Source organism: Pandoraea pneumonica (assembly GCF_049918595.1).
Lineage (GTDB): Bacteria > Pseudomonadota > Gammaproteobacteria > Burkholderiales > Burkholderiaceae > Pandoraea > Pandoraea pneumonica_A.
Genome location: NZ_JBNCRZ010000005.1, coordinates 38,240 through 53,249, shown reverse-complemented (window position 1 = coordinate 53,249; position 15,010 = coordinate 38,240). Strand labels below are relative to the sequence as shown.

Below are 15,010 nucleotides of genomic sequence, written 5' to 3'. Positions count from 1 at the left end.
GGGCACCGGTTTTTGTCTCAAGCCGCGACCGGGCGTCCAGCGCGCTGCCGCGCAGGCCAGAAGTACCACACCGCTCCCAGCAATTGCAGCACCACCAGCGCCACCCAGGCGGTGAAGTGCGCATGCGCGCTATGTGCCGGAAACGCGCCGAGCACCGCCCCCACGCCCACCTGACACAGAAAGATCAGCACGAAGATCACGAGCGTGAGCGATGTGTTCACGCGTCCGATCAGCGTGCCGTGGAAATGCTCGGCCAAGACGGCGTACGACAGGATCCCCGTGCCGCCAAAAACGCCGTAGGCCGCCCAGAGCCACACCGGCGGAATCGGTGCACCCGACATCAGCAGCAGTTGCACGGCGACAAAGATCACCATGCCGATGCCCGAGAACGCAAACAAGCTCACCCCACGACGTTCCAACGAACGCGCCGCCGCGCCGAACACCACGCTGCCCGCCATCATCGCGAGACCGACGACCGACACGAGCGACGCGGCTTCTGCTGCCGACAAGCCCTCCACGTCCCGCATGTACGGCGCCATCCACAGCGACTGCATCGCATAGAACACACCCTGCGTGATACCCGAGAGCGACGTCACCTTCCAGAACATCGCGCTGCCGAGCACTTGCTTCACGCCTTGCAGCGCCTCCGACAAGCCACCCTGCGCATGCGCCCCCGGCTTCTCCGGTGCGCCGAACCACAGAGCCACCGACATGAACACCGTCAGTCCAGCCAGCCCGAACGACACCATGCGCCAGTCGGTCATGCCGAGCAGCCAGTTCAGCGGCGAGCCGACGACCACGCCGCCCATGCCGCCCACCGCCATCACCAGCCCGTTGAGCAACGGCAGACGCGCCACCGGAAACCATTGCGCGAGCGCCTTGAACGCGCTGCCCAGACACACCGACACGCCCACACCGATGAGCAGGCGGCCCACCATCAATGTGCCCACGCCTTGCGCGAGACCAAACAGGGCCGCCCCAGCCGCGGCCAGCAGCAACACGAGCGACGCCACGCGGCGCGGCCCGAACTTGTCTAGCAGGACGCCCGCAGGCAACTGCGCACCGGCGAAGCCGAGGAAATACAGACTCGTAAGCAAGCCCAGATCGGCCGACGAGAGCCCAAGTTCGTGCGTCATAAATGGCGCAAACCCAATGTTCACGCCGCGGTAAACGTAAGAAACGAAGTACCCGCAGGCGAACAGCACAAAGACGCGAAGTGCTTTCGACATGAAGCTAAACCTTAGGATCTATTCACATGGATTTCGAGCTCGTGTTGCCCGGCCAAAGGGGCGAGCGCAAGGAATGAGCCGAAGTGAATATCGGGAATATTCGCGAGGGTCATGACGCAGCGATCGCCCCTTTGGGTGGGCAACCCGGAGGGAACGTGCCCTACCGGCCGACTGGCGGCGTTGCCCGCAGCTTGCTTGGGGCCGCCAAGCGGCGCTGCAGGCGCCTTGCCAGCCAGCCGGTAGAACACGTTCACGAGCTCGAAATCCATGTGAATAGATCCTAATGATTGCTTGGGTATGAATTGTCGGTGGTAGCAGGATGTCAGGCCAACGAAACCTTTGCGCTCGCATTGTGAGTAGAATTTGACATCATGTTCCGACACCTCCCTCCCCTCCAATCGCTGCGCGCCCTTGAAGCGGCTGCCCGTCACAGGAGTTTCACGCGGGCTGCCGAGGAATTGAATTTGACGCACAGTGCGGTGAGCCACCACATGCGCTCGCTGGAACAGCAACTCGGCACGCCACTATTCCGCCGCGTCGGCGCCCGCATGGTGCCGACCAGTGTCGGGGCGCGGCTGGCTGAACGCATTCGCATCGGCATGTCCGAACTCGACGAGGCATTCACCGAGGCGCGCGCAGGCACGGCGGCGGGCGCATCGCCCAGCACAGTACGGTTAGAAGTCAGCGTGATGACCGATCTTGCTGCGCAGTGGCTGATCCCCCGGTTGGATCGCTTCAGCGCACAACATCCCGGCATCGATCTGATGATCCGGCTGCACGCCGATATTGCGGCCCCCGATCCCTATTCGGTGGACGTCGGCGTCTGGCATCAGCGCGTGGAAGAAACCGGCTTCGTGACGCGCAAGCTGCTCGACGATTACGTGATCGCCGTTTGCCGTCCCGAGTTGATCGACCGAATTCCGAATTTCACGATTGCCGACGCCGCCAAGCTGCCGATGCTGCGCTTTGCTCATCGGTCGTGGCGTGACTGGTTGGTCGCTGCGGGACTGCCGCCACGCGAACCCACACGCGGACCGATCTTCGACGATGCGGGTTTGCTGTTGCGCGCGTCAGTCGCCGGACAAGGCCTCGCGACCACACGCAGCCTGCTGGTCCGCGACGCCATCGCAGCGGGCGAATTGGTGCAGGTAGGTGACGTGTGTATCGCGCCGAGCCTCGAGTATTACGTGAGCTGGCGCGAGCATCATCCTCGCGAGCGTGCCATCTATGCGTTCTGGCAGTGGATGCAGGACGAGATTGCTGCGACGGTGCCGCTGGCCAAAGGGATTGGGCGCGGCGGCAAACCGGCGCTCCCCGAGGCGCAGAACGACGCCAATTGCGAGCGATGACCCGCGGCATCAGAGCCGTGCAGGCATAAAAAAACGGCAACGAATTCGTAAGAACTCGTTGCCGCTTTTCTTTGGCGCGGACATCGACGGCAAGCCGCGATGTCCAACGACCGGGCAATCGAAGCGCCTCGCGGCGCCCCGGACATGCCGTCTCTTGCGAGACTTACATGCCCATGCCCATGCCGCCCATACCGCCCATGTCGCCCATACCGCCGGCCATCGGAGCATCTTCCTTCGGCAGTTCAGCAACGGCGCAGTCGGTCGTCAGCAGCAGGCCCGACACCGAAGCGGCGTTTTGCAGTGCGGTGCGGGTGACCTTCGTCGGGTCCACAACGCCCATTTCCACCAGGTCGCCGTACTCGCCGGTCGAGGCGTTGTAGCCGTAGTTGCCCTTACCGGCAATCACGTTAGCCACAACAACGCTGGCTTCTTCGCCGCCGTTCGTGACGATCTGGCGCAGCGGTTCTTCCATCGCGCGCAGAACGATCTTGATACCGGCGTCTTGGTCGGCGTTAGCACCCTTGATGTCGGCCACAGCCACGCGAGCGCGCAGCAGAGCAACACCGCCGCCCGGGACGATGCCTTCTTCCACGGCAGCGCGGGTAGCGTGCAGCGCGTCTTCAACGCGTGCCTTCTTTTCCTTCATTTCGACTTCGGTGGCAGCACCGACCTTGATCACGGCAACACCGCCGGCCAGCTTGGCCACGCGTTCTTGCAGCTTTTCACGGTCGTAGTCGCTCGAGGCTTCTTCGATCTGGGCACGGATTTGCTTCACGCGTGCTTCGATGTTCACAGCTTCGCCGGCACCGTCGATGATGATGGTGTTTTCCTTGCCGATTTCGATGCGCTTGGCTTGGCCCAGTTCATTGAGCGTTGCCTTTTCCAGCGTCAGGCCGATTTCTTCAGCGATGACTTGGCCGCCCGTGAGGATGGCGATGTCTTCGAGCATGGCCTTGCGGCGGTCGCCGAAGCCCGGGGCCTTGACGGCGCAGGTCTTCAGGATGCCACGGATGTTGTTGACCACCAGCGTTGCGAGGGCTTCGCCTTCGACGTCTTCGGCGATGATCAGCAGCGGACGGCCAGCCTTGGCGACTTGCTCGAGCACCGGCAGCAGGTCACGGATGTTCGAGACCTTCTTGTCGAACAGCAGGACAAACGGGTTCTCCAGGATCGCGACTTGCTTTTCCGGGGTGTTGATGAAGTACGGCGAGAGGTAGCCGCGGTCGAATTGCATACCTTCGACAACGTCCAGCTCGTCTTGCAGCGACTTGCCGTCTTCGACGGTGATCACGCCTTCCTTGCCGACCTTGTCCATCGCCTTGGCGATGTAGTCACCGATCGAGGTATCGCTGTTGGCCGAGATCGAGCCGACTTGTGCGATTTCCTTGTTCGTCGTGCAGGGCTTGCTGATCTTGCGCAGTTCTTCGATGGCGGCAGCAACGGCCTTGTCGATACCGCGCTTCAGGTCCATCGGGTTCATGCCCGAAGCCACGAACTTCATGCCTTCGCGAACGATCGACTGAGCCAGCACCGTTGCGGTGGTGGTACCGTCGCCGGCGTTATCGCTGGTCTTGGAAGCGACTTCCTTGACCATTTGCGCGCCCATGTTCTGGAGCTTGTCTTTGAGTTCGATTTCCTTGGCGACCGACACACCGTCCTTGGTCACGGTCGGGCCGCCGAAGCTGCGCTCGAGCACCACGTTACGGCCTTTCGGGCCCAGGGTCACCTTGACGGCGTTTGCGAGGATGTTGACGCCCTCGACCATCTTGGCACGAGCGGAATCGCCAAAAACGACTTCTTTAGCTGCCATTGCAATAACTCCTTGAATTCTTTACGAAAGATGTCTGGGGGAGACAGTCTTACTTGACCAGAACGGCCATGATGTCTTCTTCGCGCATGACCAGCAGTTCCTGGCCATCGACCTTCACGCTTTGACCGGCGTACTTGCCGAACAGAACGCGGTCGCCCACTTTGACGTCGAGTTCGATCGACTTGCCTTGATCGTCTTTCTTGCCCGGGCCGACTGCCAGGATCTCGCCCTGATCCGGCTTTTCAGCGGCGGCTTCAGGGATAACGATGCCCGATGCGGTCTTCGTTTCGTTGTCCAGGCGCTTGACAATAACGCGGTCATGCAAGGGACGAAGGTTCATTACAAGCTCCTCTTTTCTCTCAGTGAGATCGTCAAAACGGTATATGCAAAATTTTGCATATTTGGTGAATTCATGACGTTAGCACTCTACGCCAACGAGTGCTAATTATAGGGACGGGGTTTTACGATTTCAAGACGCGGGGTTTTCCCGGAGGTGAATATTCTTTGGCTTGAACCTGATTGGAACCCTAATCTGAACCCTAATCTGAACCCACTCAACCAGTGCTCTGCACCGGCTGACGCCCGCCCAGCAAGGGCCACGCGGGGAGAAACCGAAACAACCCATTCGCATCGACCCACTTGGCATAGGCCACATACACCGGGTCGCGCGACAGATGCCGTTCTTCGGTCCATGCCCGCATCGCATAGAGTCCGTTGACCCCGAGCAATAGCAGGCAGTGCCGTAGTGCCTCACCGGCAGAGCCTTGCGCGATGAACGGGATGAAGATCAGCCACCACGACAGATTCTTCGCCACGTACGCCGGGTGCTTCGTCCAGCGATAGGGACCATTGGTGATGATGCCGCGATGGGTCAAGTTGGAGAAACGCGCGCCGAAGCTGATCGTGGCCCAGACGTAGATCATCGTCAGGGCCAGAATCGCGCAACCCCAGAGAACATACAGCGGCGGCGAGCCCCACAGCCACTGCCCCCACGCGAAGCCGGTCTCGTAGTGCAGGTACTGACGCCCGATCAGCGACCAGAACGGCTCGTAGCAAACCAGCGCCACGGCCCAGCCCAGCATCGTCGGTTCGGTGGAACGCAAGTGCGTATCGGCCACGCGCAGCGTCAGCAGGTAGCCCATCGCCACCAGCCCCACGTCGATGAAATAGCACAGCCCGTACAGCAGGTCGTACCAAGCCTGAAAACCGGTGAGTTGTGTGAAGTCCGCGTTCATGAAGCGGTTGAGGTCATCGCACAGATAACCGAACATCAACGGCAGAAAGAACCCTTTGACCACCCAGCCCAGCAGATGCTGGCCCACGATACGGCCGTCCACACAGCTCCACTGCAATGTCACCACCTGACCGAGGTGCCAATAGCCGTCGAGCGGTTGCGGCATCCGGCGATCGACGAAACGCAGGTACGGCACCGCCAGTAGCACCCACGGCGGCAAAATCCAACTGAGCATCCGGTAATAGCGATCGTAGAAGTCGCCGTGATACTCGGGAAACAGCCAATAGAGCAGCGCGACGAACCCGAGACTGCCCAGCAATCCGGCGAACTTGAACAGCGTGCGCGACCACGACGGCGTGTTGCGCTCGAAGCTCATGCCGGTCGAGGTTCGGCGGTACGGCTTCTGCCAGAGAAAATCGACCACCAGCAGCACCGCCGCAGTCATGCCGATCATGAACAGCGCCGAGGCCACCACATCGTTGCCGAAGGGGCGGTAGAGGCGCAGGAGCGTCAGGGATAAGAGAAAGGCCAGCAAGCCGCTGAGGGCAACCAAGCCGTGCGTCGCCGAGCGCGGAAGCGCTGCCACCGGTCCATTCGGGCCTCCAGGTGCAGTGCCTAATGGGGTGCCTAATGCGGTGCCTAATGCGGTGTCTTTCGCAGCGCCGGTCAAAGCGTCCTTCGTGTCGTCCGCCATATCGTCCGTTCGGTGAGCCTACGGGGATTCGATGTTGCCCGTTCCATCCACCCAAACTTACTAGGGGCTGCTCCCCCTAGGCCTGCTCGACAACTACGAGCGACGCGTGCCCGCCGCCCAGCGCCATCATAGCTTGGCACGGGTGAAATCCGCTACGGCCCTTATCGGCAGCGTCGCACCCGCGCTACTCAAAAGAGGGGATCGTCAAGGCCGGGGCCGCATGCTAACGTCAGCCTCGACTTCGCCGCAGTGCTTCAGGGGCTTCACGGGCTTCAACATGCGGCACTCACGCTTCATGTTCATCCTCACGCTCAGGAGACATTTGCAATGACGTCCTTCCGCCCGACCCGACGGCAAGCCCTGCAACTCGCCGCCGTCTCGCTGGCTCCACCAGCCCTGCTCGCCTCTGCCACCAACGCCACCGCAGCCGGTCGCGCAGATCTCGATGCTGCCGTACGCCGCTTCGGTGCCCTCGCCCCGCAAACGACGGGTTGCCTCGTGCTGGCAGACATTCCCACGGGCGGTTGGAAAGCGGCCTACGAACCCGACCGGGCGCTGTTCGTCGGCAGCGCGGTCAAGACCTACATCCTCGGGCAGTTTCTGCTCGACGTGGAATCAGGCCGCAATCAGCTCAAGGCCACCCAGCTTTGCGACGTGAACGACAGCGTGCGCACGCCGGGCAGTCCCGTACTGATCGGACTGACCGGGCAAACCCAATATCGCACTGCGCTCGAAGCCATGATTTCGCACAGCGATAACCTCGGCACCGATATCTCGCTCGCCGCCGTTGGTCCGGATCGCGTGCGCGAACTGGTCCGCCGCCAAGGGCTGACGACGGCACGCATTCCGGACTCCACGCGCAAACTGTTCTCGTATCTCGCTGGTGCAGAACCGGGCACCGATCTCGGCTGGGCTGGCATGCAGAAGCTCGAACGCAACGAAGACCTCGGCCTGAAACCTCGCACCGATGTCATCAACGACCACGAAACGATGACGAGCTCCGCCACCGATCTCGTGCGCTGGTATCGGCAGGTGCTGCGCGGGAAGTTGTTCAAGCAGCCGTCGTCGCTCGTCGAGTTCAAACGCATTTCGGCCATGGCCGACGCCATATGGATGGCCGTACCCGACGGCCTGCTCGCTTACGGCAAGGGCGGCAGTCTGGATTGGGAGAACTTCCACGCGCTGTGCTTCGCGGGCGAAATGCTCGTCGGCAAGACCCCGGTGACGTTCTGCTTTACCTCCAACTGGCTCGACGGCAAAACGAGCGTGGAACGCACGGGCGAATTCATCACAGCAGCGAGTGACGTTTTGAAGGCCGCTGCGAAAGCCGTCGGCTGATCGCGCAACACACCCGAAACGACAAAGGCCTGCCCCTCGCGACTCGCGAGGGCAGGCCTTTGTCATTGCATCACGTCAGAAGTGCTTGGCAAGCCGCAACGCCGCGCTCTGCACCGTCTGCGAGGGTGCCGTGCGCAAGCTGTACTCGGCACGCATCTCCAACCCCTTGCCGGAAAGTAACTCCACGCCCACGGCAAAATTCCCGTAGGCGCGCGGCTGCGACGACGAGATGACAAACGGCGCACTGGGCAACTGCACCAGCGACACCTCGGTACTCACATCGCCCCGCGACGCGAAGCTCATCCCGAGCGACAGATAGGGCCGCAGCGTCACACCGCGATAATCGAAGCGGCCGCCGACTTCGATCGCAGGACTGAGTACCGCCGTCGTACGTCCCTGACTTTGCACCGCAAGATCGAGCACACCGGCCCCCGTCTCTTGGTACGCGCCGCTACGGTCGTACACGACGTCGAGATCGGCGTACGGTTTCACATACCAGTCGGCGAAATTCAGTTGATACGACAAGCGCGAACGTGCACCGACAAAGAACGCGTCGGGCTGGCTCGTCGCACGTGCATTCGCCTCCGGATAATCGATCGTCCGATTCTGCGTGCCGCTTTCATAACCGCCCAGCACCGCCAACGCGATTTGCCACGGTCCCATTTGATGCTTGAGCGTCATACCGCCGCGAAAGCCGTCGCTCGACACATCGAGCGAGCGATCGGAGGAGCGCGCATGGGTCACGACATAACTGGCCGAGCCACCGAAGAACCAATCAGGGGCGATCTCCTTCTGCACACCGAACTGATACGTCACCTGTTGGCTGCGAAAGCCGACATCGTCGGCCGTATCGAACCGGTCGGCACGCGTGCCGATCACCCGGCCCCAGACGCAACTGCCTTCAGTCAGTCGCGTACCCGTGCCTTCGAACTGCGGGCAACTCATCAGCCGGTTCAGGAAGTCGTAGTTCTCGTGCCCGCGCGATCCGGCGCGCATGAGCGTTGCGGCGCCCGAGAGCACGTCGAGCGCCTTGCGGTATGACGCCGCGTCGGCCACGTTCGCGAACGGCTGAAAGAGCGGCCCGGCGTCCACCCGGCCCATGTCCCAGCCGGTTTGCAGAAAGTTGGCAAACGCCGTCTGGTTCGCGTTGAGTGTCACGCCTTGTGGCCGGAAATTCGCATCGACGGAAATCAGCGGATCTTGCGTGCCGCCGCCGTTGTTTTTCATCTGATAGCTGAAGACGAGTGCGGTGCTCTTGGCGACTGCCACTTCTCCGGTCGGTGCCTGATCGAAGTGACCAATGCCGAGCCAGATGTCCTTCACCGGGTTATGCAGAATCGGCACAACGCTGCCGCCGAACGTCACGGGGCCGGACACATCCAGAAAGTCGCTGTTGTGATGCGTGAAATCGAGATCGGGGGCGTAGACGCCCGTGCCGGTCTGCGAGAACCCGCCGTAGAGATGCGATGCCTGAAACACGCCAGCACCACCGGGGCTGACCGTGCCGTAGTTCTGGAGTTGCCCAGCGGAAAAACTCTGCGCCGTGCGCAACTCGCCTCCGACTTGATTGACGAAGGTGCTGTCCGTCGTCAGCTGCACATTGCCTTGCACGATGCCTGTGTTCGTCACGCTCGCTTTGCCCAGCGATGCAATGGCTGTTGCCGCCGACACGGTACCCGCATTGTCGATGTTCACACCGTCGGTATTGATGGCGAGAATGCCGGTGCCCGAGGTCGCGTTTGCCACAACGGTCGCGCCTTTGCCAACCGTGATGCTGATTGGCTTGCCCTCCATCGTGATGCCGCTGCCTGCACCGTTCCCCGCGCTGATCGCAGCAATCGCAGGAGACCCTGCCCCCATGGCCGCCACGGTCGCACCGGCTTGCACGTTCACATCGATCTCGCCCCCGGCATTCCCGCTCGCGCTCGGCGGGTTCTTCAGCATCACGCCGCCATCCGTGAACACGGCACCACCGCCCAGACTCATCGCGAGAATGGCGGGCGCATTCACACCGTATGTCACGACGCTGCCCGACGCATCGACGCGAACCGTGTTGCCCGCCCCCACCGCGCCGGATACGTTGGCGGCGCGAATCATATCGAGGCCATAGGTCACGGCGGCCGCATCGCCCGCCAGACCACCGCCGCCGCCGACACTTTGTGCGAGCACGCCCGCTGCACCATTGCCCGTAGTACGAACGCTGCCATCCACGGTCACTTCGACGGTGCCGCCGTCGTTAGCCCCCGCGACGCTGAACGTGTTGTTCACCGACGCCAGCGTCACGAGTCCCGGCGCCGTCGTAAGACCGGCGATACCGCCGCCCCCGCCCACGCTTTGCGCAACGATGCCGTGCGCATTCTGTCCCTGCGTTTGCACCGCGACGTTCTTGCCCACTGTCACGGCCACGTCCGACCCGGTGCCCCCGGTATCGTTCTGGGCGCCGAGTGTCAGGTGCGTGATGGGCAGCGCGGACGGTGCACCACCGCTCGTGAGCGCGACATAGCCGCCGCCCCCGCCGACGCTTTGCGCAAGCACACCGAACGACAGCGCGCCCTGCGTGGCAATCACCGTGGGTGAATTGGCCGTCCCTGTGGCGCTAGACAGATCGACTGACACGCTCCCGGCGTTGGCGAGCAGACTGTTAGTCCCCGACTGCGACGCGCCCAATGTGATAGCAGCCCCCGCGAGCAAGGCGCTCATCGACGTATCCGCGCTCAACCCGGCGACACCGCCACCGCCCGAGACGGACTGCGCAAGAATGCCGTGCGAAAGCGCGCCGCTGGTGTAGATGCTGCCCGCGCTGGCCACGTCGACGCTCGCGCCGCGCATCAGCGTGGGCGACATGAAACCGCTCAAGGTGCTGCCTAATGTGATGACCGGTGCGGCAGTTTGCTGACCGTCCGCCAGCCGGGTGCTCGCGTTGCCGTTAAGGCCAACGGACGCGGCGCCGCCACCGCCGATGATCGACTGCGCGACGATGCCGCTCGCGTCGGCCCCCTGCGTAGCGATTACGCCGCCACTTTTCACGATGACGGGATACGGCGCAGTATTCAGGCTCGCCAGATTGCCTGCGTAGGTGGCGCCGAGCGACAACGACAATGCGGGGGCCGATGTGCCAGCAGCCGCACTAAAGGCGCTTGGCCCGAACGTGTAATTGGTAGCACCGGCCATGCCGCCACCGCCTGAAATGCCTTGCGCGAGAATGCCGGGCGAGCTGTCGCCGCTGGTCTGAATATTGCTGGCGGGATCGCTCACATCCACGTTGACCTGACCGGCAACGCCAGCGCTGCCGCCTTGCGACCCAACGCTGACGTTGACGTTGTGTTGTGCGCTCGCGAGATTGGATCCCAGCAGATCGACGATGCGCGTCACTTCGTTGACGATGCCCGGGGCGTCGCTTGGCGACCAATTGGCGAGAAACGCTTCGAGATTCTGTGCAGTCGCGATACCGGCACCGCCGCCACCGCCGACGCTTTGCGCGACGATGGCCGGGGAGGCGAAACCCTTCGTGCTCAGCAAGCCCGAATTGGCAATGCTCACTGGGCCACCATTGCCGCCGCTGCCACCGGATCCACCAACGGCCACATTCGTGCCGACGTTGGGCGACAGATCGAAGTACGAGCCGACCTTTCCCGCCGCAACAGCGAATAAGTTGTCGATGCTGGACATCAGACTCGACACGCTCGTCGAGGCCGCCGAGCCGCCCTGTCCGCCCCCGCCGCCGATGCTCTGCGCGACGATGGCGGCAGCGCCGTCGCCCGCCGTCGTCACCTGCCCTTTGTTGAAGACGCTCGCACCGCCGCCGTCGCCGCCGTTCCCGCCCGAGCCGCCGACACGGACATCGACGCCCACCGTCAGCGAACCGAACGACACCTTGAGTCCCTTGCTGCCGCTCTCCAGCCAATTGGTCAGCGACTTCAAACTACCCAGTGCCGCGCTCGGCCCCCCGAGCGTTGCAGAAAACGACTGTGCCGTTTCCTGCTGCACGATGCCACCGCTTCCCCCGCCTCCGCCGACGCTTTGCGCAACGATGCCCGACGCGTGATCGCCCAGCGTCGCGACGCTGCCGGAGATCTCGTTGGTGACGGTCGCGACACCCCCGTAACCGCCGTCGCCGCCCGAGCCACCGAGCGAGACGCCCACACTGACATTGAACCGGCTGCCTGCGGCGGCTATCGTCTGCGAGCGCAACGCTGCGGCAGCACTGCCGCCCGCGCCACCGCCGCCGCCGATGCTCTGCGCCAGAATGCCGACGCTCTTGTCGCCTTGCGTCCACACGCCGCCCGAGTTGTCGACCTGCGCAAACCCACCGATGCCGCCGTTTCCGCCACTGCCGCCTGCTGTGTAGTGAGGGCTCAAGGTCGCCGTGGGAATTTCCGGCCCGAGATCGGGCGCGATGGTGATGGCCGCCGAACTCGCCATACCGCCATAACCGCCACCGCCGCCGATACTTTGCACCACAGCCCCGTCACTGGCGGCGCCTTGCGTGGTGATACTGCTGCTGTCGTCCAGCGTGAGGCGAGCGAGGCCACCCGCGCCCCCGCCGCCGCCAGCGCCGCCATGGCTCACCGACACGCCCAGCCCAACCCCGACCGTGATCGCGCTCGACGAACCACCCGCGCCACCACCCCCGCCAATGCTTTGCAGGACGACGCCCGCCGAACCTGCGCCAGTCGTCGAAATCGCTCCGCCCACGCCCATCGTGGCATTGCCGCCCGCGCCCCCCTCACCGCCACGCCCACCCGTCGCGATACCCACGATGATGCCGGTGGTGTCGGCATCGCCACCATGGCCGCCGCCGCCACCGATGCTCTGAATCAGCGCCGCCGGGCTCTGGTCGCCCGTGGTGAAGATCGAGCCGTCGCTCTCGGCCTGAATATTGCCGCCCTGCCCGCCGTTGCCGCCCGCCCCGCCACCGATATTCATCAGGCCCTGACTGACGTCGGCCGACCCCGCGCCACCGCCTACGGCATGCGCAAGCATGCCGACCGCATCTTTCCCCGAGGTCATGATCGAGCCGTCGTTGCTGATAGTGACGGCCAAGTTCCCGGTATTGCCCCCACCGCCGCCGTTGCCGCCATGGCCTGACCATGGACCAGCCGCACCGCCGTTGCCGCCCGCGCCACCGACTACGGCCACCAGCATGCCCGCCGATCCGAGCCCCTGTGTGGCGATTGTGCCGGTGTTGGTGACCGATGCCCCACCGGGTGTGCCGCCATCGCCACCGGTAAAACCGCTGCCGGTCACGCCACCGCCGCCATCGCCGCCGTTACCGCCAAGGCTGTAGACGGCGATGCCGGGGGCGTTGCTGCCATCGGTGGTGATCGCCGCGCCGTTGCTAACTGTCACCTGCCCCGAATTGCCGCCGTTCGACCCTTTCACGTCGGTGCTTGCGCCCGCCGGACCATTGCCGCCGACCGAGCGCGCGAGCACGCCCACTTCACCGGTGCCGTGCGCGGTCACGGTACCGTCGGCGATAGCAACCGTGACATTGCCCGAGTTGCCGCCCCAGCCCGAGAGCACATAGCCGCTCTCCGAGTCGTCGACACCGAGCCCGCCCTGTCCACCCAGCGACTCCGCGCGAATCGCAGCGCCGCCGCTGCCGGTGACGGAGATGTTGGCGGCACCGCGCACTACCACGCTGGCGTCGCCCGCGTTTCCGCCCACGCCAGCATTCAAGCCCGGCTGAATACCGGCATACGAGGGAATGGCGCTGCGCTGACCGTTACCGCCGATCGACTGTGCGGACAGGCCGTAGCCGATTGCGCTCACCGAACCGCCCACCAACGTCAGCCGAGCAAAATTCCCATTGCCGCCGTTGCCGTTCCCGTTGGCCCGGTTGCCCCAAAGGCCACCATCGCCACCTTTGGAGAGGACGGAGACGCCAGCGCCATTGCTCGTGACTGTGCTGTTGGTCAGGCCGAAGTCGACGATGCGGCCGAATCCGCCGGTGCCGCCCCAGTGGTCGGTGCCGTTGTTGTCGTCGTTGGAATCGCCATTGCCGCCGTTGCCGCCGCTCACGTCGACAGCGACGCCGGTCGCGCCATGGGTCGATCGGATCGTGAGGTTGGTGAGGGTGCGCTCGACATCGATTTGCCCCGGCGCGCCGTCGAAACCATTCGAATTGTGGCAACAGCCACCGGTAGCGCCGCGATAGTCGAGAAACAGCGGCCCCGACGTTTGCGGGGTCTGTGGGGTCTGGGTCTGTGAAAGCGCCGGGCCAGCGAGCACGACGCCCGCCACGCTGCATAGCGCTTTCATGCGAAGCGGTGCTGCCCCCCGGGATGTTTTACCCTGCACGCTCACTACGCTTTCCCCCGTACGTCGAACCGTATGCCGATTGACAGGTCGCGCCGCTGCGTTGTTATGCGAGTTGTGCGGCGCGGGTATTGTGGGAGAAACGTAGCACTACCGACCGGTCGCGCACCATCCCCCGAATTGAGTAAGTGATGGTGCGCACGTCGCCCATCCCCTGTTTCGGGGATGGCTGCCCGCGACACGGGTGTGCTAGTTTTGCGAAACTTGTTCGTCCGTGTGCTTTCCTGTTCACCCTCTTACTGCGCTCGCCCGCGCCGATAGCGCCACCATGTCTCCCAGCACATCTGCTGTTGCCGAGCCGGTTCTGCCCGGACCGTTGCTGCTCGTCGAAGACGACCCCGCGACGCAAACGCGCATGCGCAGCATCCTCACGTCCCTTGGCTATACGGACGACGCGGTACATGTGGCGGGCAGTCTGGCGCAGGCACGCGCAATTCTTGCCGAGCAGCCGTTCGCGCTCACGCTCATCGATGTCGGGCTGCCCGACGGCAGCGGCATCGAGCTGATCGGCGAGCTGCATGCCCGCGATCCGGCATTACCGATTCTGGTAATCTCCGCGTGGAGTACTGAGCAGATCATTGTGGGCGCGCTGCAAACCGGCGCCACGGGGTATCTGCTCAAGGAGCGCGACGACATGGAGATCGCGCTATCGATTCGCAGCGCGTTGCGCGGGGGCGCGCCGATCGATCCGTTTGTGGCCAGACACATCCTGAGCCTTGTCGGTGCAACGCGACCGGCACAGGCAGCACAGGAACCGGCGACCAGCACCGCCAGTCAGTCCCGGCCGCCTGCGGCCGACACGCCACCGGCATTGAGCCCGCGAGAAATCGAGATTCTCGGGCTCGTCGCCAAAGGCATGACGAACCGCGAGATTGCAGCGTTGCTCTCTATCTCAAGTCTCACGGTCGCATGCCATATCAAGAACATCTACAAGAAGCTGGCCGTCAATTCGCGCACGCAGGCCGTGTTCGAAGCCCGTACGTTTGGCTTGTTGCCCTGACGCTGGCGCAACGGTTCGCGCCTCGCGTCTTGCCCCCC

Annotated in this window: 9 protein-coding genes; 3 read left to right on the top strand and 6 right to left on the bottom strand. The window is 63.7% G+C overall.

The genetic code is table 11. The features are described from left to right. Positions 1–17 precede the first annotated feature (17 nt). Together ACPWR9_RS20315 and ACPWR9_RS20310 are read right to left on the bottom strand one after the other, a co-directional pair. The gene (locus ACPWR9_RS20315; protein ID WP_426300041.1) at positions 18–1,229 is read right to left on the bottom strand and encodes an MFS transporter; all 1,212 of its coding nucleotides are present in this window, start codon (positions 1,227–1,229) and stop codon (positions 18–20) included. Positions 1,230–1,240: 11 nt separating this feature from the next. After that, on the bottom strand, positions 1,241–1,498 hold the full coding sequence (locus ACPWR9_RS20310; RefSeq protein WP_426300039.1) for a hypothetical protein: 258 nt from the start codon (positions 1,496–1,498) through the stop codon (positions 1,241–1,243). A gap of 102 nt (positions 1,499–1,600) precedes the next feature. On the opposite strand from ACPWR9_RS20310, the gene ACPWR9_RS20305 reads away from it, so the two are divergent. After that, positions 1,601–2,578, top strand: a complete 978-nt coding sequence (locus ACPWR9_RS20305) for a LysR substrate-binding domain-containing protein (protein ID WP_426300037.1) — start codon at positions 1,601–1,603, stop codon at positions 2,576–2,578. A gap of 163 nt (positions 2,579–2,741) precedes the next feature. Here ACPWR9_RS20305 and groL read toward each other — a convergent pair whose 3' ends face one another. From groL to ACPWR9_RS20290, 3 genes are all read right to left on the bottom strand, one after another. After that, positions 2,742–4,388 carry a chaperonin GroEL gene (gene groL, locus ACPWR9_RS20300; protein ID WP_426300035.1) on the bottom strand — a complete coding sequence of 549 codons (1,647 nt, stop codon included), beginning with the start codon at positions 4,386–4,388 and terminating at the stop codon, positions 2,742–2,744. A gap of 49 nt (positions 4,389–4,437) precedes the next feature. Then, a complete protein-coding gene (locus ACPWR9_RS20295; protein WP_426300033.1) occupies positions 4,438–4,728 on the bottom strand; it encodes a co-chaperone GroES in 291 nt (96 codons plus the stop codon). A 214-nt stretch (positions 4,729–4,942) separates the two neighbouring features. Further along, positions 4,943–6,208: an isoprenylcysteine carboxylmethyltransferase family protein gene (locus tag ACPWR9_RS20290; RefSeq protein ID WP_426300031.1), complete on the bottom strand. Its 1,266-nt coding sequence runs from the start codon at positions 6,206–6,208 to the stop codon at positions 4,943–4,945. Positions 6,209–6,643: 435 nt separating this feature from the next. Here ACPWR9_RS20290 and ACPWR9_RS20285 point away from each other — a divergent pair, with 435 nt between their 5' ends. Beyond that, positions 6,644–7,654 (top strand): serine hydrolase, encoded by a 1,011-nt coding sequence (locus ACPWR9_RS20285; protein ID WP_426300029.1) that lies wholly within the window; start codon positions 6,644–6,646, stop codon positions 7,652–7,654. A 75-nt stretch (positions 7,655–7,729) separates the two neighbouring features. Here ACPWR9_RS20285 and ACPWR9_RS20280 read toward each other — a convergent pair whose 3' ends face one another. Then, on the bottom strand, positions 7,730–13,915 hold the full coding sequence (locus tag ACPWR9_RS20280) for an autotransporter outer membrane beta-barrel domain-containing protein (protein WP_426300027.1): 6,186 nt from the start codon (positions 13,913–13,915) through the stop codon (positions 7,730–7,732). 325 nt (positions 13,916–14,240) lie between these two features. On the opposite strand from ACPWR9_RS20280, the gene ACPWR9_RS20275 reads away from it, so the two are divergent. Continuing rightward, positions 14,241–14,972 carry a response regulator transcription factor gene (locus ACPWR9_RS20275; RefSeq protein ID WP_426300025.1) on the top strand — a complete coding sequence of 244 codons (732 nt, stop codon included), beginning with the start codon at positions 14,241–14,243 and terminating at the stop codon, positions 14,970–14,972. Positions 14,973–15,010 lie beyond the last annotated feature (38 nt).

What these genes read in the sequence shown, in the direction of transcription:
- ACPWR9_RS20275 (WP_426300025.1), top strand. Translation starts at nt 14,241, where the DNA reads ATGTCTCCCAGCACATCTGCTGTTGCCGAGCCGGTTCTGCCCGGACCG.
- ACPWR9_RS20315 (WP_426300041.1), bottom strand. Translation starts at nt 1,229, where the DNA reads ATGTCGAAAGCACTTCGCGTCTTTGTGCTGTTCGCCTGCGGGTACTTC.
- ACPWR9_RS20285 (WP_426300029.1), top strand. Translation starts at nt 6,644, where the DNA reads ATGACGTCCTTCCGCCCGACCCGACGGCAAGCCCTGCAACTCGCCGCC.
- groL (WP_426300035.1), bottom strand. Translation starts at nt 4,388, where the DNA reads ATGGCAGCTAAAGAAGTCGTTTTTGGCGATTCCGCTCGTGCCAAGATG.
- ACPWR9_RS20295 (WP_426300033.1), bottom strand. Translation starts at nt 4,728, where the DNA reads ATGAACCTTCGTCCCTTGCATGACCGCGTTATTGTCAAGCGCCTGGAC.
- ACPWR9_RS20310 (WP_426300039.1), bottom strand. Translation starts at nt 1,498, where the DNA reads ATGGATTTCGAGCTCGTGAACGTGTTCTACCGGCTGGCTGGCAAGGCG.
- ACPWR9_RS20280 (WP_426300027.1), bottom strand. Translation starts at nt 13,915, where the DNA reads ATGAAAGCGCTATGCAGCGTGGCGGGCGTCGTGCTCGCTGGCCCGGCG.
- ACPWR9_RS20305 (WP_426300037.1), top strand. Translation starts at nt 1,601, where the DNA reads ATGTTCCGACACCTCCCTCCCCTCCAATCGCTGCGCGCCCTTGAAGCG.